The sequence below is a fragment of the Longitalea arenae genome (assembly GCF_016924755.1).
Classification (GTDB): domain Bacteria; phylum Bacteroidota; class Bacteroidia; order Chitinophagales; family Chitinophagaceae; genus Niastella; species Niastella arenae.
In genome coordinates this window covers 175,604-196,670 of record NZ_JAFFJX010000003.1, presented here as the reverse complement: position 1 = coordinate 196,670, position 21,067 = coordinate 175,604, and the positions used below count along the sequence as shown (strand labels likewise).

General features: G+C 49.0%; 15 protein-coding genes. 10 read left to right on the top strand and 5 right to left on the bottom strand.

The window, feature by feature from the left end; translation table 11 throughout:
* Positions 1 to 69: 69 nt before the first annotated feature.
* Entirely contained in the window at positions 70 to 1,974 is a 1,905-nt protein-coding gene (locus JT717_RS09625) for an AAA domain-containing protein (RefSeq protein WP_205510002.1), read from the bottom strand.
* A 168-nt stretch (positions 1,975 to 2,142) separates the two neighbouring features.
* Between JT717_RS09625 and JT717_RS09620 the strand changes: the two genes are divergently transcribed.
* On the top strand, positions 2,143 to 2,517 hold the full coding sequence (locus JT717_RS09620) for a hypothetical protein (protein ID WP_205510001.1): 375 nt from the start codon (positions 2,143 to 2,145) through the stop codon (positions 2,515 to 2,517).
* Positions 2,518 to 2,591: 74 nt separating this feature from the next.
* On the opposite strand, the gene JT717_RS09615 is transcribed toward JT717_RS09620, so the two are convergent.
* Positions 2,592 to 3,356 (bottom strand): DeoR/GlpR family DNA-binding transcription regulator, encoded by a 765-nt coding sequence (locus JT717_RS09615; RefSeq protein ID WP_205510000.1) that lies wholly within the window; start codon positions 3,354 to 3,356, stop codon positions 2,592 to 2,594.
* 536 nt (positions 3,357 to 3,892) lie between these two features.
* On the opposite strand from JT717_RS09615, the gene JT717_RS09610 reads away from it, so the two are divergent.
* The 8 genes from JT717_RS09610 (at position 3,893) to JT717_RS09580 (ending at position 14,123) form a co-directional block, all read left to right on the top strand.
* Positions 3,893 to 5,224, top strand: coding sequence for an MFS transporter (locus JT717_RS09610; RefSeq protein ID WP_240347929.1), 1,332 nt, complete (start codon positions 3,893 to 3,895; stop codon positions 5,222 to 5,224).
* 43 nt (positions 5,225 to 5,267) lie between these two features.
* Positions 5,268 to 6,269 carry a 2-hydroxyacid dehydrogenase gene (locus JT717_RS09605; protein ID WP_205509999.1) on the top strand — a complete coding sequence of 334 codons (1,002 nt, stop codon included), beginning with the start codon at positions 5,268 to 5,270 and terminating at the stop codon, positions 6,267 to 6,269.
* A 6-nt stretch (positions 6,270 to 6,275) separates the two neighbouring features.
* Positions 6,276 to 7,718: an FGGY-family carbohydrate kinase gene (locus tag JT717_RS09600; RefSeq protein WP_205509998.1), complete on the top strand. Its 1,443-nt coding sequence runs from the start codon at positions 6,276 to 6,278 to the stop codon at positions 7,716 to 7,718.
* 53 nt (positions 7,719 to 7,771) lie between these two features.
* Positions 7,772 to 9,229 carry an FGGY-family carbohydrate kinase gene (locus tag JT717_RS09595; protein WP_205509997.1) on the top strand — a complete coding sequence of 486 codons (1,458 nt, stop codon included), beginning with the start codon at positions 7,772 to 7,774 and terminating at the stop codon, positions 9,227 to 9,229.
* Complete coding sequence (locus JT717_RS09590) at positions 9,222 to 9,818, top strand: histidine phosphatase family protein (protein WP_205509996.1); 597 nt, start codon at positions 9,222 to 9,224, stop codon at positions 9,816 to 9,818. The genes JT717_RS09595 and JT717_RS09590 overlap by 8 nt, the downstream gene beginning before the upstream one ends.
* A gap of 20 nt (positions 9,819 to 9,838) precedes the next feature.
* Positions 9,839 to 10,777, top strand: a complete 939-nt coding sequence (locus JT717_RS09585) for a glycerophosphodiester phosphodiesterase family protein (protein ID WP_205509995.1) — start codon at positions 9,839 to 9,841, stop codon at positions 10,775 to 10,777.
* A 63-nt stretch (positions 10,778 to 10,840) separates the two neighbouring features.
* Complete coding sequence (locus tag JT717_RS28605) at positions 10,841 to 10,975, top strand: hypothetical protein (RefSeq protein ID WP_255552944.1); 135 nt, start codon at positions 10,841 to 10,843, stop codon at positions 10,973 to 10,975.
* A 121-nt stretch (positions 10,976 to 11,096) separates the two neighbouring features.
* Positions 11,097 to 14,123: a glycosyl hydrolase gene (locus JT717_RS09580; RefSeq protein WP_205509994.1), complete on the top strand. Its 3,027-nt coding sequence runs from the start codon at positions 11,097 to 11,099 to the stop codon at positions 14,121 to 14,123.
* Here the strand turns inward: JT717_RS09580 and JT717_RS09575 are convergent.
* From JT717_RS09575 to JT717_RS09565, 3 genes are all read right to left on the bottom strand, one after another.
* The gene (locus JT717_RS09575) at positions 14,088 to 14,555 is read right to left on the bottom strand and encodes a response regulator (protein WP_205509993.1); all 468 of its coding nucleotides are present in this window, start codon (positions 14,553 to 14,555) and stop codon (positions 14,088 to 14,090) included. The genes JT717_RS09580 and JT717_RS09575 overlap by 36 nt on opposite strands.
* A gap of 424 nt (positions 14,556 to 14,979) precedes the next feature.
* Positions 14,980 to 17,223 carry a CRTAC1 family protein gene (locus tag JT717_RS09570; RefSeq protein ID WP_205509992.1) on the bottom strand — a complete coding sequence of 748 codons (2,244 nt, stop codon included), beginning with the start codon at positions 17,221 to 17,223 and terminating at the stop codon, positions 14,980 to 14,982.
* 115 nt (positions 17,224 to 17,338) lie between these two features.
* Positions 17,339 to 17,857: a hypothetical protein gene (locus tag JT717_RS09565; protein ID WP_205509991.1), complete on the bottom strand. Its 519-nt coding sequence runs from the start codon at positions 17,855 to 17,857 to the stop codon at positions 17,339 to 17,341.
* A 344-nt stretch (positions 17,858 to 18,201) separates the two neighbouring features.
* Here JT717_RS09565 and JT717_RS09560 point away from each other — a divergent pair, with 344 nt between their 5' ends.
* On the top strand, positions 18,202 to 21,024 hold the full coding sequence (locus JT717_RS09560) for an FAD-binding and (Fe-S)-binding domain-containing protein (protein ID WP_205509990.1): 2,823 nt from the start codon (positions 18,202 to 18,204) through the stop codon (positions 21,022 to 21,024).
* The last annotated feature ends 43 nt before the right edge of the window (positions 21,025 to 21,067 follow it).

Sequence of the window (21,067 nt, the reverse complement as noted above, 5' to 3'; positions counted from 1 at the left end):
TAACCGGTAGCTGGTAACAGAACTGCAGTTTGCCGATCGGAAATTGCCAACTGCTCATTGCCAACTATATTACTCCACAAACTCCCAGGCGCTTTGATAGGCATTCCGCTCCTGTGCCCAGCTTATAAAATCAGAATAGAAGGGGAACTGTGACAGGGTAGCGCTATCGCCAATAACAACCAGCTTTTTGCGGGCCCGGGTCATTGCCACATTCATGCGCCGGATATCACTCAGAAAACCGATGCGGCTGTCGGGATTGCTGCGGGTCATACTGATATATACAATATCGCGCTCCTGTCCCTGGAAGCTGTCGATGGTATTAATGGCGATCTTATGTTCATACGCCTGCAGGGCCGGCGAGCTCAGGAACTGTTCTTTGAGCGTATCGATCTGTTGCTTATACGGAGAAATGATGGCAATGCTGGGAAAGTGCTCGGGTTTATAATGACTGTCCAGCGCCGATACCAGCTGTGTAAGATGGCGGAAGAGGAAAGCCGCTTCTTCCGGATTGTAGGTGCTCGTTTGTTCCGTCTTCTCATCGAAACCACAACCGGCTGTATCTACAAACACAAGCGGGCTGTCGTTGTTGAACAGCACATGCCGGGCTACCGATGCATGCGCTTTCAGTCGGTCGGCATAAAAAGTAGAAGAGGAATACCCCATGATCATTTCGTTCATGCGGTACTGTTCTTCGAGCAATACTACCGATTGCGGATGCAGGGCCACGCATTTTTCGAGCAGGGTAGTGGCGAGTCCGTTTTGAGCGGCTTCGGTACTTTTAACGGTAGGGGGCAACTGACAATGGTCACCGGCCAGCACCAGTTTTTGCGCTTTCAGGATAGGGATCCAGCAGGCCGGTTCAAGGGCCTGTCCGGCTTCATCGATCACCACGGTATTGAACTTCAGGTTGCGAACCGTATAATGGTTGGCGCCCACCAGGGTAGCGGTGATCACCTGGGCTTTTGCTACCAGGTCATTGATGATATATTGTTCCGACTGATCAACGTCTTTCATGATATTGCGCGCTTCCGCAAACAGGGCCTTGCGCTGGTCGCGTTCTGCCTTTCCAAAATGTCTTTTGTATTTATGCGCCATATCGAGATAGGCCGAAGCCTGTTTCTTCAGCCGCTTGATCTCTTTCATATGGCTGTGTTCGGCCATCTTGTAGTCGAGGGTCAGCGATAACAGGCGTTCCGATACGCGGGCGGGGTTACCCACCCGCAAGACGTTCAACCCTTCATCGCTTAATTTTTCACTGAGCAGGTCAACCGCGGTATTGCTGGGCGCCACCACCAGGATTTGCTGATTATCTCTTTTGATCATGGCTTTGATCGCCTGCACGATGGTTGTGGTTTTACCCGTTCCCGGCGGACCATGCACAATGGCCAGATCATTTGCTTCAAGGATCTTTTCTACAGCTGCTTGCTGCGAGGCGTTTAAGGCTTTGCTTGGTTCAAAACCATGGAGCGGTTTAAAACCGGGTGTTTTGTTGCCGGTGAGGATCTGTATCAAGCGGCCTTCTACCGGTTTTTCAGCCAGCACCATGGCCTGTTTGCAGGCGTTCTGCATTTCGTCGTAGCTGTTCTCGTCGAAAAGCAGATCGATGCCCAGTTTTCCGTCACCGGCCCAATCGGGCAGCTCATCGGTACGCAGGGTGATCTTCAGCCGGTTGCCATTCACAAAATTGATGGTGCCTTCGACCTTATTCGATACTGCATCGTGGTTAGAGAAGAGTACGGCAGGCATGCCGAACCTGAACTGGTGAATAATGTCGTGGTGGGTAGTGCGTTCAACCTCTACGGTAAGGTAATCGCCGCGGCTCATTTCCTGGTCGCGGATGGCGATGGGATACCAGGTAAGTCCATTAGCCCTCCGATGGGCTACAGAAGTAGTTTGCGTAAGTTTCAGATACAATTGCCGGTCTTCTTCACGTTCCGTTCTCAGCAGATCCAGGAGCCTTTTAAAATAATCCATTCTGCAAAAATAATCAGTTTATCGTTTATGAATTGTTGTAATTGCCGTAAAGCCATTTGTCTGAGAAACAGTATAACTAATTGATTAGGAGTAGTTGGTAAGCCGGGTTGCACGATTATGGAAAATCCCCCGGGAAGATCATATATTAGTGATACCAAACTTTACACTATGAAAAGCAATGTCAGCCGGAAATTCCTGCAATACATGTACAGTAATTTCACCGGCAATTTCCTGGGTTTTGCCATTGGGATGGCTTCTTCCCGCCTCGTTTCTCATTTTTTCACTACGCGCAGCATTAAGAACTTATGGGGATTGACCGCCAAAAAAACAGTGGTGGACAAACAAACTTTCAGCGGCCTCGAGTGGATGATCTCAATAATTATTGGTTTCCTGGTCTTTGAGGTCATTTCAAAATGGGTGAAAAAGAAAATGGATCCCATGCTGCTAAAGTATAAAGCTTATTTGCCTGCCGATTGGGTGGATGAAACTGTGCCTGCTGCTGCCGTTCAGACGGCGCCTGCTGACAGGTCAACGGATGCTTAAAAAGATGATCACCGGCTAGCGGTGCCGCTAACTGGTAACAACAGCTGTCTTCCTGCAACATGGAGATTGTACAGCTATTCCGCTATGATCGTCTTTACGCCTTTTTCTTCCAGTTGCCTGATGCTTTCGATAGGAGCGCCGGCATCGGTGATGATGTAATCAACCTGGTCGAGACCGCAAATACGGCCGATGCCGCGGCGGCCAAACTTCGTGCTGTCGGCCATGACCACGACCTGCTGGGCAACCTGGATCATTTTTTTGTCGAGACTGGCTTCGGCGAGGTTGGTAATGCTTAAGCCGAATTCGGGTTCAATACCGTCCACCCCCATAAACAGCAAACCGCAGGAAATATCTTCCAGCAGGCGTTCGCCAAAGGCGCCGGCAGCCGATGCCGAGCTATGATGGATCAGTCCGCCTATCTGCAGAATATCAACATTGGGCCGGTTACACAATTCCAGCGCTACGCGTAAAGCCGGTGTGATCACCGTAAGGTGTTTGGAGGGATACAGGGCCTGCGCCAGCTCAAATACCGTAGTGCCTGAACCTATAATGATGCTGTCGTTCTGCCCAAGCAGGGTGAGCGCCGCTTTAGCGATCTTTTTCTTCTGATCGGCATTGATAAATTCCTTCTCATTGATCGTGCGTTCTGCCGCATATGGATTATTGATAGAACCCCCGCCCTTCGTTCTGAACAGGAGGTTTTTTTCTTCCAGCAATTTCAGGTCTTTTCGAATGGTTACGCCTGAAACCTGCAGTTCTTCACTGAGCTCCTGGATGTCTACCCGTCCTTTTTCCTGAAGTTTTTGGATAATGAGCTGGTGTCTGTCGGTTATAGTCATTAGAATGGTATTGCTGGTATGGTTTGACGTATAAGGTGGATAAGTGACCACAAATGTAATCGGTTTCTGTAAAAAGGTTACGGTTTGTTTACTTTTTTAAATAAAGATAATGGCCTCTTGCCCGAAACTTCCCTCAAATATGTTTAATTGGTGGTTTAAAAAGATTTAATTGTATTTATTTTTGTTTAAATCTTGTAAATTTTGTTTACTTTGTTGCCGGATTTGCCTTTATTCAATGACAGGAGCTGCATTATTTCGCCCTTTTTAAAGGCGGGGCTAGTACTTTTTTACAGTTTTGTTGTCAATTGTTAATAATCACTGTTCTGTTTTATGCGAATTAAATAAAATTTAAAGCGTTTCAAAGCTGAATGGTGGTGGCTCCGGTCTTTTCCCGTTATAATGAATGCCATTTGATCAGGTCTTTGTCAGTTGACCTGCAGACCAGGCAGACCGGTTCGGATGTAAAGGGTCGACAAAAAGATTAAGATTATTCACAACTGTACTACCCGTTCGGGTAGGGGATAAAATAACGATTCATGCAAAAGCTTGCCAACAACACATCATTCGCCGACAAAACCGGCATTCCCATGTCCCTGCTCTGGGGCTATGTAGGTATTCTCATATTTATGATGGGCGATGGTATGGAAACAGGTTGGCTAAGCCCCTACCTGACAACGCGGGGAATGAGCATTGAACAGAACGCATCGCTGTTCACAGCATATGGAATAACCGTGGCTGTATCTGCCTGGTTTTCCGGCGTGCTGGCAGAAGGGTATGGGCCGAAAAAAACCATGCTGGCCGGCTTGTTACTATACCTGGCAGGTACTGCCGGTTTTGTAGGATATGGCCTGGCGCACCTGAACTTTCCCGTTATGATCGTAACCTATGCCTTACGGGGATTTGGCTATCCCTTATTTGCCTATTCGTTTATGGTATGGATCGCATATCAAAGCCCGAAAGAAAAACTCGGCCGGGCCGTTGGCTGGTTTTGGTTCGTGTTCACGGGTGGACTGAATGTGCTGGGCGCTTTTTATTCGAGCTGGGCCATCGAAAGCCTGGGTTATATCAATACCTTATGGACTTCCGTATTCTGGGTGCTGATCGGCGCTTTTTTCGCCCTCATTTTGAATAAAGCCCCTTTTAAAAGTGGTTCCAATGGCAACCATACCGGCAGTAAAGCCCGGGAGCTGCTCAAGGGGCTCACTATCGTAAAAGAAGAACCGAAGGTGTTACTGGGTGGTATTGTACGCATCATCAATACCACGGCGCAATTCGCATTTCCGGTATTTCTGCCGATGTATATGGAGAACCATGGCTTCGATACCACTACCTGGTTAAAGATCTGGGGCACCATCTTTACGAGTAATATCATCTTCAACCTGATCTTCGGATTTGTGGGCGATCGCCTTGGCTGGCGCAATACCATCATGTGGTTTGGCGGCGTAGGCTGCGCCATTACAACGCTGTTATTATATTATGTGCCGCAGGCGGCGCCCGGCAATTTTGCGATCGTATTAACGGCCGGTGTATTATGGGGCGCCTGCCTGGCAGGTTATGTGCCATTATCGGCCCTGGTTCCATCACTGGTAAAAAAAGACAAAGGGGCGGCCATTGCCATTTTAAATCTGGGTGCGGGCCTGCCGGTATTTGTAGGGCCTGCCCTGGTGGGTTTGTTCTTCAGCGCCATGGGCAATGAAGGCATCATCTGGATTTTGGCCATCCTGTATTTGATCAGCGCCGTGCTTACCAAATTCATCACACTGCCCGATAATGCAAAAACCCTTCATCATGTGAAGGGAGAAGGCGTGCAGGCTGCGAGCCACTCACTGGAATCGATTGACGATTCACCGGAATATCAGAAAGTATAGAATCACATTATAATTAAGGAAATAACAATCAAAGTAAATAAATATGAAGATCCTTGTGACGGCGCCTTATAATGACAACGGCCTGGAAACATTGCAGGAACATTTTGGCGAGGTAATATACAGGCCCTGGAAACCCAATGGCCGCGCATATTATGCAGATGAGTTAACGGCCTTGTTGAAGGAAACCGGCGCCCATGCATTGATAACAGAGCACGACCATGTAACGGCCGAGGTGATCGATGCCTGCAGCCATTTGCAGTTCATCGGCGTTTGCCGCGGAACCCCTTCCAATGTGGCGCTTGCAACCGCTACCAAACATGGCATTCCTGTTTTTTATACGCCGGCGCGTAATGCGCAGGCCGTGGCAGAAATGTTCATCGCCAATGTGATCACTTTTATGCGCAATACCATGGCCGGTGTAGCATGGTTGAAAGGCCGTAACTGGGCAGCCGGTGCCCATACTTCCTATCTTCAGTTCAAAGGAACTGAACTGGCCGGTAAAACGGTTGGCATGGTAGGATTTGGCGCCATTGGGCAGCTCATCGCTTCCATGTTGCAATGTTATCCCTGCCCGATACAGTTTTATGATCCCTATGTTAACAGTTTCAACGAAAATTACCGGTCTGTATCTTTAGACGAACTGTTTGCAACCAGCGATATCGTTTCCATACACCTGCCGGTTACGGAACAAACAAAAGGACTCATCGACTATTCGCTCCTGTCGAAAATGAAACCCGGTGCCATTTTTGTTAATACTGCCCGGGCAGTGGTGGTAAAACGCGAAGACCTGTTGCGGGTGCTGGAAGAAGGCGCCATTCGCGGGGCGATACTGGATGTTTTTGATCATGAACCGCCCGATGAAATGGATTATAAGATCATCGATCATCCCAATGTGCTGGCAACACCGCATATTGCAGGAGCTACCTTTGAAGTGGAAGACCATCATGTGACCATTTTAAATAAGACCCTGGTCGACTGGTACGTGCATAATAAAAGAACAGGCGCCAGGCTGGCTAATAAAGAATTATTGACTGTACAGATCTGATAGACTATGACTGCAAAAGAAGCATATATCGTTATTGATATCGGCACCGGCAATGTGCGCGTGGCAGCCGTGAGCGCCAATGGTACGGTGCTGGGCGTGGCCCGCGAAGATCTTCAATACATCCGCGATGAAAAATATCCTGATGCCCTGTATTTCGATGCCAATGCATTGTGGCAGCAGGTGAGCCGGCTGGCGAAACAGGTCATTGCTGAATTACCGGGTGTAACCGTGCGGGCGCTGACCGCTACCAGCCAGCGGGAAGGTATTGTTTTGCTGGGCAGTAAGGGAGAATCGCTGGTCGGCTTGCCGAACATCGATCACCGGGGCCGTGAATGGGAAGATATACTGCCCGATAAAACGCTCGTATATAAAATGACGGGCCGGTATCCAACTTCATTGTTTTCCGCCTTTAAACTACTTGGCGTCAAAAAGCGCTGGAAAGAGATCTGGCAGCAATGCAACAGCTTTGTAAGCATCAGCGACTGGGTTGAATTTCAATTGAGCGGCGTCATAAAATATGAGCATTCACAGGCATCGGAAACTTTGCTCTATGATGTAGATAAACGCCAGTGGAGCGATGAGCTTTGCGATCTCTTCAACCTTGACAGTTCACTTTTGCCCGTACTGAAGAATTCGGGTACGGTATTGGGACCGGTATTACCAGCCGTTGCCGGTGCTTTCCAGATCTCAACAGAAGCGCTGGTGGTGACCGGCGGCGGCGATACGCAGCTTGCCATCAAGAGCACCCAGCCGGCCGTGGAAGATATTGTGATCGTGTCAGGCACTACAACACCTATAGTAAAGCTGGTTGATACCTATATGCTTGATGCCAGCCAGCGTACCTGGACGAGCAGGGATATTGAAGCCAATCGCCTGGTATTTGAAGCCAATGCCGGTGTTACCGGTTTGAACTTTCAACGGCTGAAAGAGATCTTTTATCCCAATGAGAATTACAGTGTCATTGAGCAGGAACTGGCGGCTACCAAAGATGCATTTTGCATGGCTTCACTGGGATCGCTGGTGGCCGATGAAAAAACGCCGCTGATCAAAGGCGGTTTTGTTTTTCCCACACCTGTATCGCATCAGTTGACGCGCGGCCATTTCGTATGGGCCACCATCCTGGATATCGCCTGCTCCATTGCAGAGAATTATAAGATCTTATGCGAAGTGGCCGGCCACCGGCCCGATTATGTATGGGCCTGTGGCGGTGGTTTGCAAAGTGTGACCCTGCGCAGTTTACTCGCTGGTTTGTTGAACAAGAAAGTGCAGGTTCGCCGCGGCTTTGAACAGTCCTCTGTTATCGGCGGCGCGCTTATTTGTAATGAAGCGTTGAAAGTGAAAGTAGATTTTGATGATACCATCGAAGTGATCCATCCGCAGCAACAACCGTATTATGCGGCGTTGCTGAAGGAATGGAAGAAGACCAGGAATTTTTTCCGGAATGTGTAAAAGCGGGAACCGGCAACCGGCAACCGGTAACCGGCGACTAATAAAATTTTTAGATGAAGAAGCCATATTTCATAGGTATAGACATAGGTACCCAGGGAGCAAGAGCCGTATTGATCGATGCAGATGGTGAGGTGTTGGGCAGTGGGGAGCAGCCTTTTGCTCTCAGTAATCAATCTAGGGAAGAACAATCGCCGGACTTATGGTGGCAGGATTGTATGTTATGTCTGCAACAGGTGATAGGGCAGGTAAAGCCGCATATCAGGTTATCCGATATCCTGGCCATTTCCGTGACCTCTACTTCAGGAACCATTATTCCGCTCGATACCAATAACCAGCCATTGTATAATGCGATCATGTACAGTGATCCGCGGTCGGCAGAAGAAGCCGGCTATTGTAAGAAAGTGGCGCTGGCAGCAAATAGCAACGGTTATACAGCCTTTAATGCCAGCAGCGGATTGCCCAAGATGTTATGGTTCATCAACCGGTATCCCGATAAAGCAGCCCGGCTGGGAAAATTCATCCATGCAGCTGATTTCATCATCGGCAAATTAAGTGGCCGTTACGATGTAACCGATTATACCAATGCGCTGAAATCGGGCTACGACGTGCGGCAGAAAGAATGGCCGGCCTATATCTGGAACAAGCTGCCCATACAAAAAGAATGGTTGCCGCTGGTACAACCCTCGGGCACAACCGTAGGGAACATTTTACCCGAATTAGCAGGGACCCTGGGATTACCCGCCACTATCCAGGTAGTGGCCGGTATGACGGATGGCTGTGCCGCGCAGATCGCCTCAGGTGCTGTGCAGATCGGCGACTGGAACACTACCATTGGAACAACGCTGGTGGTTAAAGGTGTAACCACGCAGGAGATCAACGATCCCCTCGGCCGATTGTATTGTCATCGCCATCCCGAAGGATACTGGATGCCCGGCGGCGCCAGTAATACCGGGGCCGATTGGGTTACACGTGATTTTGGGAATGAACTGGAGGAGCTTACCAGACAGGCAGCTGCTCTGGTGCCCACCCGTTTTATGGCCTGGCCGCTGAAACAGGCCGGTGAACGTTTTCCCTTCTTAGCACCGCAGGCCCAGGGATTTCATCCGGCCGGTCTTTCCCGCGCTGAATTGTTTGCGGCTTCTATGGAAGGCGTTGCCTATATTGAGCGGTATGCCTATGAGGTGATTGAGCAATTGTCGGGCGAACGCGTAGCTGCCGTGTACACCGCCGGCGGTGGCAGCAACAGCGATCTGTGGTTGCAGATCAGGAGCAATGTGCTGCAGCTGCCCGTATATAAAATGAAACATGTTACCGGTGCAGTGGGCGCAGCTGTTATCGCCGCCTCCCAAACGCATTTTACCAGCTTGACCGAAGCGGCAAAAGCATTGACCCAAATTGAAAAAGAAGTGCATCCGCAACAGGAACAGGCAGCGATCTATCAACAGAATTACCAGCAATTCATCGAGATACTGGCCAGCAAAGGCTATATTAGCAACACACAATATGCTTAATATTTATTTGATCAGGCATGGCGAAACTGCCTGGAATGCCGATAATAACCGGTACTGCGGAAGAACAGATATTCCCCTGACAGAAAAAGGACTCAAACAGGCGGAGCTTTTACGAGCGCAATTAGGATCCATCACCTGGGATGGCGTTTTTTCATCACCGCTGCAAAGGGCTTATACTACCGCACAAATCGCGAGCGGAACCACCGTTGTTAAAGACGAACGCCTCATAGAAGCGGATTTCGGTTTGTGGGAGCAAAAGACAAAAGAAGAATTCCTGGCAGAGAACCCTAAACTCTGGGCCGACTGGATGCGCGACCCGGCCAGCAACAGGGCAGGCGGCACTGGTGAGACCGGCGCTGAGATCGTTTCGCGGGTGGATGATTTTTTTCAATCTTTACAACAAAAATATCAGTCCGGCAATTTCCTGGTAGCAGCGCATAATGGCGTGAACCGTTTGTTCCTGGCACACAGGCTCGGTATGCCGTTGAGTAATTACCGCCGTTTTTTTATGGAGAACGCCACTGCCAGCATGTTCACCCTGGAACCTGATGGCAGCTTTGTACTAAGGCACCTCAATTCAAAATTCTGACAGTTTAAATCTTTTATACGATGAGCCTCCACAAAAAGATAGGGCAGTTCGCGCTCGTGGCGTTCTGCTCTTATGCAACACCCCTGTATAGCCAATCCGGCAAATTGCATGTGTTGAAGATCAACAAGCCGCAGCAGTTACAACAGTACTTCAAATACACCGGTAATGATATTCCGCTGATCAGCGGCCATCGCGGCGGACCCGATAAAGGTTATCCCGAGAACAGCATCGAAGCCATGGCGCATTCCCTGCAGTATACACCCGCCACTTTTGAAATCGATCCCCGCCTTACTAAAGACAGCGTGGTGGTTTTGCTGCACGATGACAGCCTCGATCGTACCACAACAGGTACTGGTAAATTGAGAGATCATACCTGGGAAGAAGTGAAGAAGCTGCAATTGAAAGATGTAGAAGGCAAAGTGACACCTTATCGCATTCCTACTTTGGAAGAAGCCATCATTTGGGCCAAAGGAAAAACGGTGCTGATCCTCGATAAAAAAGATGTACCGCTGGCTACTACCGCCAGGCTTATAAAGAAACACAAGGCCGAAGCATGGGTAATGATCACCGTGCATAATGCCAAGGAAGCAAAATTTTACTATGACGACAATAAGAATGTGATGTTCGAGGCATTTGTAAAAACAAAAAAAGCTTTGGAGGAATATGAAAAGGCAGGCATTCCCTGGCAACAGATCATGGCTTATGTAGGTCCGCACGATAAACCGGAAAACAAAGAGATCTTCGATCTGCTGCACCAGCGCGGTGTGATGTGTATGATCTCTACAGCGCCCATCTACGATAAACTGCCCACGGCGGAAGAACGCGCCAAAGCCTATGCACAGATCATCAGGAATGGCGCCGACGTAATAGAAGCAGACCGCGCCATTGAAGCGGCTGCTGCCATTAGATCACTGGCGCCCGCCAACAGTGCGAAGGCAAAATATTTTCGGAAGAAATAGCCGGATCAGTTCCCGGTTACCTGTCTCCGGTTGCCGGGAATGATATGTAAAGTAAGAACTTGCTTGAATGAAAGCGGTTTTCGTTACCCTTTTGTTAAGTGGGTGGTGGTAAGTGCGGCATTAAACGTATTAAAGCCGGCAACCGGCGACTGGTACCTGGTAACCGGTAACTGGCAACCGGCGACTGGTACCTGGTAACCGGTAACCGGCAACCGGTAACCGGTAACTGGTAACCGGCAACTGGCAACCGGTAACCGGCACCGGAGCTGCCGATTGTTAAGAAGCTTACGCTTACATCTAAATTTAGAAGTCATTAAGCATGGACCGTCGCAAATTCATAACACTTACTTCGCTGACCACTGCTCATTTTGCTTCTGCGCAAAGCGGCGTTACAAAATGGCTGCCTGGTTTTACAGGCCTTGAGGGCTATTCGGTATTAAAAGAAAAGTTCCTTTCACCCGGACAGCCTTTTCAACCCGGTTGTTACTGGTGGTGGTTTAACGGATTTGTAAATAAGGAAGGCATTACCCGCGACCTGGAGGAGTTCAAAGCCAAGGGCATGGGCGAAGTGTTGTTGATCAATTCGGCCGATGGTTTGGGCGGCGCCAAAGTACCCCAGGGCGCCAAATTCCTGTCGCCCGAATGGCGGGAACTCTATCGCCACTCCTTAAAAGAAGCCCATCGCCTGGGTCTTACAATGGGCGTGAACATGAGTTCGGGCTGGTGTATGGGCGGCCCCTGGATCCCGCCGCAACATGCCTGCCGCTGGTTCCTGCAATCGAAATTAACGCTTACTGGTCCGCAAAAATTCTCCGGCAAACTACCGCTGCCGGGCAATCGGGACGGCTACGACAAGCTCGTGAACGCGCCCGGCTGGAAAGAATACATCGACCTGCCGCTGGAGCAGATCGATTATCGCGATACCGCCATTGTTGCCATTCCTGCCGGTGCCGATCTTAATCCATTAAAGACCGATGCGCGTTCGGCATTATTTCCTGCAAAAACCAACCGCAAAGACGCCAGCAATTTCATAAAAGCAAACGAAGTAATGGGGCCTGTGTCAACCCCCTGGGAAGCCAAACACGGCGACCAGCCCATTGCTGTTGATAGAGTGATCGATCTTACCGATAAAGTGAGGGCCGATGGTCAGCTTGACTGGGATGTGCCTGCCGGTGAATGGACCATCATCCGTACCGGCCATCGCATGACCGGTTCTAAAGTAATGATCGCGCAGCCGGAAGCCAGCGGCTTGTCGGTCGACTGGTTAAGTCATACCGGCGTCGACCTGCAATTTGAACACCTGGGAAAAATATTGATCGAAGAGGCCGGTGAGCTGGCCGGTAAAACCCTCGTGTATTTATGTGACGATAGTTTTGAGGACGGCTTTCCCAACTGGACCGAAAATATTATTGCCCATTTTAAAAAATACCGGGGCTATGATCCTGTTCCTTATTTGCCGGTGCTCAATGGATATATTATTGGCAATATTGACGTGAGCGACCGTTTTCTTAACGACTATCGTAAAACTGTAGCCGATTGTTTGGCCGATGAACATTATAAACATTTTGCCGCCCTCTGCCATAAGAACGGTTTACAGGTGCAGAATGAAGCGGCAGGCCCCAGCCGCTCAGGCACCATGTGTATGGATGCTTTGAAGAACCTGGGGCGAAGCGATAAACCGCAGGGCGAATTCTGGCTGGGCGGGAAACACGATGAGGAAGGCGGGCTCGATGAAAAACTGGGTTACGGCATGGTGCGCCTGGAAGGCGGGCAGAACAAAGTGACCAAGATGGTAGCATCGGCGGCGCACATTTATGGCAAGAAAACCGCTTCTGCTGAATCATTCACTTCTTTCCGTCATTGGTACGATTATCCGGGTAATATGAAACAGGCGGCCGACCGCGCCTTTTGCGAAGGCATTAACCGCTTCCTCATTCACACGGCCACTGCAACGCGACCGCAGGATGGAAAACCGGGGATTGAATACGGTGCAGGTACGCATTTCAATCCCAATGTTACCTGGTGGAACCAGGCCGGGCCATTCCTTGATTACCTCACCCGTTGCCAGTATATGTTGCAACAGGGGCTCTTTGTAGCCGACATCTTATATTATAACGGTGATATCGCTCCGAATATCGTGCTGCCCAAACATGTTGATCCCTCCGCCGGTAAAGGCTACGATTATGATGTATGTAACGAAGAAGTGCTGCTGACGCGGCTGAGCGTCAAAAACGGCAGGCTGGTATTGCCCGATGGCATGAGCTATCGCATCCTGGTGTTGCCCGAAACCACTTCCATGCCGCTGCCGGTTTTGCAGAAAATAAAAGCGCTGGTAATGGCAGGCGCTACCGTAATAGGACCGAAACCTGAAAAAGACAGCGGGCTAAAAGATTATCCGGCTTGTGATATGCAGATAAAACAGCTGGCAGCCGCCATATGGGGCAAATGCGACGGAAAAACGATCAAACAGCAGGTGTATGGCAAAGGAAAGATCGTATGGAATCTGCCATTGAAAGAAGTATTGCAGGAAAGAGGGGCAGGACCGGACTTTATCTGTGACAATGAAAATGCATTTATTGATTTCATTCATCGCAGCACCGGGGATACCGAAATTTATTTTATTGCCAATCGCAATAACCGGGCAGAAAAAACAAACTGCCGCTTCCGTGTTAGAGCCGGGCAAGCGGAGATCTGGGACGCCGTAAGCGGTGAAATGATGCCGGTAAAAATATTCAGCCAGGGAGGAGGTTATACTCAAATCCCGTTGGAGTTTGCACCTTTTCAGTCGTGGTTCATTGTATTCAAAAAAACGACTGCACCAAAGAAGATCGCTGTAAAACCGGCTAAGGCTAATTTCTTGTCTTACACCCCTGTGATGGAATTAACAGGTTCCTGGATGGTTCATTTCGATACAAAGTGGGGCGGGCCTGCCAGCGTGGAGTTTATTAAACTCGAAGACTGGACCCAAAGACCGGAAGAAGGCATTAAGTATTATGCTGGTAGTGCAACTTATGTAAAACAGTTTGAGGCAACGAATATTCAGCCAGAAACGCGCTATTTCCTGGAGACAGGCATTGTGAAAAACATTGCTGAACTAACCCTGAATGGTAAAAAGCTGGGTATTTTATGGACGGCGCCCTGGCGCGTTGAAGTGACGGGCTTGTTAAAGCCAACCGGAAATGTATTGGAGATCGTAGTGGTGAATTGCTGGCCCAACCGTCTGATCGGAGATGCGGCTTTGCCCCCGGAAAAAAGGTTGACCCGCACTAATATCGCTTTTAAGAAAGATGCGCCCCTGATGCCTTCGGGCTTATTGGGACCAGTGATTATTACGCGTGAATCGTGAATCGCCAAATTCATTTTTCCCGCGGTGCGGAGGGGCCGTACTGAACAGTTTTTTTAAAGTGCCGCTGAAGTCGGTATAGCTCATGGGTTTGGTGATACAGGCTGATCCAAAGTTTTTACAGAACTCTATATCTTCATGATTGGCAGAGGTAGTGAAAATAGCCACTGGTATGTCATGCCATTTTTCATTGCTCCGGATATGCTGCAACGTTTCCCGGCCGTTCATTTTTGGCATGTTCAGGTCGATCATGATCAGCGATGGAAAAGGTTTTTTCTCCGATTCAAGCTGGTGCAGGAGCTTGATGCCTGCTTCACTGCTTTGCGCCTTATACAGCGTTACATCAGGATATAAAGCGTTCACAGACTCCTCGAAGATCAACAGGTCGTCCTGATCATCATCTATATACAGTATGGTCGTTATTTCACGTTGCATGTGCGCTAACAATGTTTTGCAATTGGATAAATTTCCTTTACCCAGGTTTAAATGGTTATTTATTTCCTTTTCCGTGAACAGGTTATTCCGGAGAGGCATACTCCGGCGTCGATTAATGTAGGGTGGAAACGGAATACAAGAAATCGTTCTGACTGAGCTTTTGCCAGGGCCTGAACTATATCCAGGAATTCATGCGATTTAGTTTGAAGATATACCGGAACCGGGATTCAATGTATGTATTGGTCGAAAGATAAGGATTCCTTATCCCAAACTATACAGCAATCATCTGGCCAAATTCCACCGTGTTTATCGTTAGCAGTTATAATAGCGTGTAAATCAGTTGTGTCGGGCGCAAAATTAATAAAGTTTTGCAATAAAAGAGACTGCTTTTACCATGCCGACGGTTTTTTAATAGCTGTAAAAATTATTTCCCTGTAAGGGCCGGTTTAACCGATGGAAAACAATGGATGATGCCGGGTGTTTGGCTATTGAAGTTAAAAGTTTTCAGGCGGGTAACCGTATAGGCCTGAATGTCTTGTTTGATCGAAACAACCATGTCTGCCGGAACCTGTGTAAAGACCTGTGATGTTCGGCTGCCCGGCCATTGTACAACGATCTCGTCAACAAGCCTTGCCCGGCCGATGCCAATATGCTGCATCAATGGGTTGGCGCCGAAGCTTCCGCCTGAATTTACATCGCGGTATATGGTACGTTTAATACCATTATCGGTAAAAGTTATTTTCAGGCGTGCGCCGATGGCAGCGCGGTTGCATGTATTGCCTTGCAGGGAAAGCAGTATACGGTGATGTTCACTTTCACCCGAATTGATGTATAACGCATTTTCGTAGGCATCGCCCACATAGGCCCCGCCCATTTCAATATAGATATCCTGGTCGCCATCGTTGTCGAGATCAACGAAGGAAACACCATGCCCTTTTTGCAGGTTGCCTACACGGGCAGGTGTGGTTACATCGGCAAAGCGCTGACCCTTTACGTTTTTGAATAGTTTGTTGGGCACAAGGGATGCGTATTGCGGGTTGCCGGTGCCAAGATAAAAATCCAGCCAGCCGTCATTATCAATATCTCCGAAATTACCACCCATAGCAAAAGCGATGCGGTTCAGGCCTGTTCTTGCGGAAACATCTTCAAATGTGCCGTTATGCCGGTTGCGGTACAGATTGATCTTGCCTGAATGGCCCTGCGGCATGTTCAGGGCTTCTGCTGCTGCATACCAGGCAAGCGATTGGCTGAACTCGTATCCGCAAACGAGAATGTCGAGCCAGCCATCATTGTCATAATCAAAGAACCAGGTGGTGAATGTGCGGGCCCGGTTATTGCCAAGGCCGGCCTGTTGGGAAACATCTCTGAAGTGAGCGGCGCCATTGCTTATGCCTTCGTTTTTGAGCAGGATCTTTTTACCATCCAGCGTAGATAGAAAAATATCCATCCAGCCATCATTATCATAGTCACCGGATGTTACGCCTTTTACAAATGCGGTGATCCTGCAACCGGCTGCTGCAGCTGCTTCGGAGAAGGTGCCGTTCCTGTTATTGATATAAAGTTCACAGGGATGTGGTTCACCATTAAAACCTGTTTCATTGCCAATGAAAAGATCCAGCCAGCCGTCGTTATTAAAATCAGCCCAGGTAGCGGTTTGAGTAGGGTGGAAGGAAAGCAGTCCGGCGCTATGCGTAACATCGGTAAAGCTGCCATCGCCATTATTGCGCAACAGTGAGTTTGGCTCTTTGCCATAAGCATCTTTCCAGGCGCCACGCAATACAAAAATGTCTTTCCAACCGTCGTTATTGTAGTCGGTCTGCAAAAGGTTCAGGCCGCCGGTAAGGTATTTTAATCCGGAGGAAGCAGTTGCATCTTTGAAGGTGCCATCGCGATTATTGGTGTAATAATGCATGCCTTCCTGTAATCCCCAGCTGCTGGTGACAATGTCAACATAACCGTCGTTGTTAAGATCTTCGATGATACTGCCGCCGGCCATATTCTTGATGTTAAGGCCAACACGGGCCGAAAGATCGGTGAACGGTTTTACGGTACAGCTGCTATCGGTGCCGGATATGTTAAGTAATAATTTCGGCGGTACTGCATCAGGATAACCGCCGGCTGCCATATAGGCAATATTCAACAGCCATCTGGATTCCAGGTCAAAACCATCGTATTTCAGTATTGTCTTGTATAATTCAATCGCTTTTTCAGCCCCCTTTTTATCTACGTGTATGCCTTTGCCGCTGATGGGATAAATGCATGATTCGCCCGTATGGTTATAGATGCAGTTCTTTCTTTCTCCCAGGCGGAGGTGGCACATGGCCAGGGTTTTCAGCACCATCTTTTTATGATCGAAAAGGTATGGCGGCAGATCGTGAAATAGTTTTTCCAGCAGTGTTATGGCTTTTTCTTCCTCGCCCAGTTCCAGGTAGGTATTGGCCTTTGCAAAAATGGCCGTCGCTGAGTCGGGATAAACGGTCGCCGCCTGCAGCAGTGAATCGTAAAAAGGCAGCCTGCTTTCGGAGGCAAATGGGTTTGCGGCTACATTGGTGCTCGTAGCCACGGTTGAAAGCAAATTGATCATTTTTTGATTCGGCGACGGTTGTGAAGTACAAGAGATGGCCGGCCATAACAGAATGGCCAGCCATCGAGGAAAGGCAATGGTCATGGAAGTGTTGTATATCTTGACGCTTATCTCAACGATGGGTTGAATAATAAGCTGGTGAATGAATGGGCAGGGGAGAATGCCTCCCCACCGGGTTACTGCAAAGCGTTTAGTTTATTTAACCCTGTGGGGGATGGAAGGGGCCGGAGATGCAGGTCAATGTAACCGGAGGCGTCGGATGTTCGCCTGGTTCTTTGGTTGCCATTGAAAGAACTGGTACAGCGTAATGGATTTCAGGTTGGTTGTATTCAATACCGGCCGGATTTTTTTTGAACGCATGAGTATCTTTTGCATTAACAGGCGCATCGTGCGCCTTTCCGACATATTCGATGCGTGCAGCGTTCAGCTCCGTTTTCTGCTTGTTCGGCAGGCACAGCAGGTACAGGGTATCGTTGGAGATCTTTCTTTTCACATAACTGTAGTAAAAACCATCTACTTCCGCTTCACCATCTACCCGTTCGTACCCGGTCCGGCTCTGGATGTACGGCATATGCAGGGCAACCTTTACTTCAATCAGTTCGCTGTTGTCATACTGGTCATTATCGAGCCGTTTGGTAAGTTGTTCATCTGACCGCTGTGTAAAATATTCGAACAACAGCGTATAACCACCCAGGTTAAACAAATGGACGGCGAGCATTAGTATGGCGAAGCTTTTCTTCAGGGCGAAAATTTCCTGAATTTAAAAAAAATCGTTCAAACGGTGATGCATATTTTTTATTATAATGGCTGAAATGCGCTTATACATGCGTGAAATAAAGGCGCTGTTCACTTCTGGTGTACGCAGAAATTTAAGATTAAACTGCGCAGAGAGCCATAGCTGTAAACGCATTGCAAATAGCCGGTCAATCTGCGCTTTTTTGCAAGCTGCCGCCAAAACTGCCTGCCTGAATTATCTGGCTGGTAAATAAAGCATTAAGCGTTAAGCGTTCGGCGTTAAGCTTCTATGGCTTAAATTGCAAGCTGAAACCAGCGAAATCCCCAATGACGAAAGAAAAGCAGATCCAACAAGCCCTGGCAGCTCAGTTCCCGGCAAACAGATTGAAGACCCGGCTCATAGACCTGCATGCGTACGCATCTGATGCCAGCTTTTACACCCTGGTGCCCAAGGCCGTTGTATTTCCTGAGAATATTGAAGAAGTGCAGCTGCTTTTCAGGCTGGCCAAACAATTCGAAACCTCCCTTACTTTTCGCACCGGCGGCACCAGTTTATCGGGTCAGTCAGTGACCGATGGCATTCTGGTGGATCTGTCGCGCAACTGGCCGCTGGTAAAAGCCGAAAAGGCGGGTGAAACCGTTCGGGTGCAACCCGGCATCACCGGCAGCCGCGTGAATTTTTTCCTGAAACAATATAAAAAGAAGATCGGGCCCGACCCGGCCTCGATCAATGCCGCCATGATGGGGGGCATTCTGTCGAACAATTCCAGCGGGATGTGTTGCGGGGTTACCTATAATTCCTATCATACCCTGAAATATGTGAAGTTCGTACTGCCCAATGGCGAAGTGTTCGATACCGAAAATGCGGCAGATTACAAGCGCTTTGAAACCACCCAGCCACAATTGTTTGCCGGTATTCAACAACTGGCGCAACGGGTTAAAAACAATCCGGCCCTGAGCGCGAAGATCCGGGACAAATACAAGATAAAGAATACGGTTGGTTACAGCATCAATGCCTTTCTCGATTACGACCATCCGCTGGATGTGCTGGCCCATTTGCTCATCGGGGCCGAGGGAACACTGGCCTTTATTGCAGAAGCCGTGCTGAACACGATTCCCGATAAGCCGTATAAGAGTACCGGCCTGCTCTTTTTTGCTTCGCCGGCTGCAGCCTGCCATGCTATTCCTGCGTTGAAGGAAAGCGACGCCGAAGCGCTTGAGTTTATGGACCGGGCCGCTATTTATTCCATTGAAGACCTGGCCGGTGCGCCCGAATTTTTGAAAACCTTACCGGCCAATTGCGCCGGCATCCTGTGCGAATACCAGGCGGAAACCGCGGCCGCCCTGCAGGAAAAATTAGCCCGGGCTGCTGTTTTCATCGATGCACTACCTATAATATATAAAACAGCGTTTACCACCGATGAAGCCATCCAGGCCAATTACTGGAAGCTGCGCAAAGGCATGTATCCCTCCGTGGCCGCCGTGCGGCAAAAAGGCACCTCGGTGATGCTCGAAGATATTGCTGTTCCTGTTGACCGCCTGGGTGATGCCATTGAAGCCCTGCAGCAGCTGTTTACTAAATTCAACTATAACGACGCCATTGTATTTGGTCATGCCAAAGAAGGCAACCTGCATTTCCTGTTGACGCAATCGTTTGATACACCGGAGGAAATAGCCGTTTTTGGCGCTTTTAATGATGAACTGGCGGAATTGATCATCAAAAGGTTCAATGGAGCGTTAAAGGCGGAACACGGCACCGGCCGAATCATTGCGCCTTATGTTGAAACGGAGTGGGGGCAGGATGGCTATGCCATTATGCAGGAATTGAAAGCCCTGGTTGACCCCGGCAATATCCTGAATCCCGGGGTGATCATCAATGCCGACCCAAACTGTCATTTAAAGAACCTGAAACCCATGCCGGTGGTGGAAGAAGAAGTAGACAAGTGCGTAGAGTGCGGTTATTGCGAAAACCGCTGTCCCAGCCGCCATTTCACCCTTACGCCCCGCCAGCGCATCGTGTTAAGACGCTCGCTGGCAAGACTGCAAAAAGCCGGTGACACGGCCACCTATAAGAGCATTCTAAAGGATTATACATACGATGGCCTCGACACCTGTGCAGTGGATGGTCTCTGCGCTACAGATTGTCCTGTAGCCATTAACACAGGAGAACTCGTAAAACGGCTGAGAAAAGAGAATCATTCCAAAACCGGCAATGCTATTGCCATGCAGGTGGCTAAAAATTTCGGCCTCGTGGAATGGCTCATAAAGACCGGATTGCGCAGCGGCCGTATGGTCAACAGCATATTTGGACAGAAAACGATGTTCCGCCTGACCAGCGGCATGCGCAAGCTGGCGCCTGCTTTGCCATTATGGCCCAGCCAATTAACAGCTCCGGTGACAGTTACACCGCAAGTGCCTGAAAAAGCTGATGTCGTTTATTTCGTTTCCTGCATCAGCCGTACCATGGGCCGCGATATGGAGAAAAAAGAATCGATCGTGGATGTATGCCGCCGGCTGGCCGAGAAAGCCAATGTACGTTTACTGATCCCTTCCGGACTTACCGGAACCTGTTGCGCCCAGCCTTTTGCTTCCAAAGGATTTACCCCTGCCTATCGCTATTTCGTAAACAAGACCATCGATGTTCTGTGGGAATGGAGTAAACAGGGCAGCCTGCCCATTGTGCTTGATATTACTTCGTGTACGCATTCCCTGCAGACCTGCCGGCCGTTTTTGTCGCCGGAGAACCAGCTTCGCTTTGACCGCTTAAAGATCATTGACAGTCTGCAGTTTGCCACTGATATACTTATGCCACGTTTGACAATCGTCAAAAAGAAAACAAAGGCAGTATTTCATCCGGTTTGTTCCTTGCATAAGATGAACCTGAATAAGAATTTGTTACAGCTTGCTGCATCAACCGTGGAAGAACCAATTATGCCTGCAACAGCAGGATGTTGCGGAATGGCCGGTGATCGCGGCTTTTATTATCCCGGCTTAACAGCTGCAGCAACGCGCGCTGAAGTCGCAGAAGTCAACAGCACTCAATGCAATGATTGTTATTCTACTGCAAAGACCTGTGAAATGGCGCTGGGCGAAGCATCTGGTAAGAACTACCGTTCGGTATTGTATCTACTTGATGAAGTATCGCAGTAAAGTAATTGCTACTTCTTAAATTATTTAGAATAGAAAAAAAACC

Coding starts and splice junctions, on each gene's coding strand:
- JT717_RS09595 (WP_205509997.1), top strand. CDS start 7,772: ATGAAGAAGCCATATTTCATAGGTATAGACATAGGTACCCAGGGAGCA.
- JT717_RS09610 (WP_240347929.1), top strand. CDS start 3,893: ATGCAAAAGCTTGCCAACAACACATCATTCGCCGACAAAACCGGCATT.
- JT717_RS09590 (WP_205509996.1), top strand. CDS start 9,222: ATGCTTAATATTTATTTGATCAGGCATGGCGAAACTGCCTGGAATGCC.
- JT717_RS09585 (WP_205509995.1), top strand. CDS start 9,839: ATGAGCCTCCACAAAAAGATAGGGCAGTTCGCGCTCGTGGCGTTCTGC.
- JT717_RS09620 (WP_205510001.1), top strand. CDS start 2,143: ATGAAAAGCAATGTCAGCCGGAAATTCCTGCAATACATGTACAGTAAT.
- JT717_RS09615 (WP_205510000.1), bottom strand. CDS start 3,356: ATGACTATAACCGACAGACACCAGCTCATTATCCAAAAACTTCAGGAA.
- JT717_RS09565 (WP_205509991.1), bottom strand. CDS start 17,857: ATGCTCGCCGTCCATTTGTTTAACCTGGGTGGTTATACGCTGTTGTTC.
- JT717_RS09560 (WP_205509990.1), top strand. CDS start 18,202: ATGACGAAAGAAAAGCAGATCCAACAAGCCCTGGCAGCTCAGTTCCCG.
- JT717_RS09605 (WP_205509999.1), top strand. CDS start 5,268: ATGAAGATCCTTGTGACGGCGCCTTATAATGACAACGGCCTGGAAACA.
- JT717_RS09625 (WP_205510002.1), bottom strand. CDS start 1,974: ATGGATTATTTTAAAAGGCTCCTGGATCTGCTGAGAACGGAACGTGAA.
- JT717_RS09600 (WP_205509998.1), top strand. CDS start 6,276: ATGACTGCAAAAGAAGCATATATCGTTATTGATATCGGCACCGGCAAT.
- JT717_RS09570 (WP_205509992.1), bottom strand. CDS start 17,223: ATGACCATTGCCTTTCCTCGATGGCTGGCCATTCTGTTATGGCCGGCC.
- JT717_RS09580 (WP_205509994.1), top strand. CDS start 11,097: ATGGACCGTCGCAAATTCATAACACTTACTTCGCTGACCACTGCTCAT.
- JT717_RS09575 (WP_205509993.1), bottom strand. CDS start 14,555: ATGCAACGTGAAATAACGACCATACTGTATATAGATGATGATCAGGAC.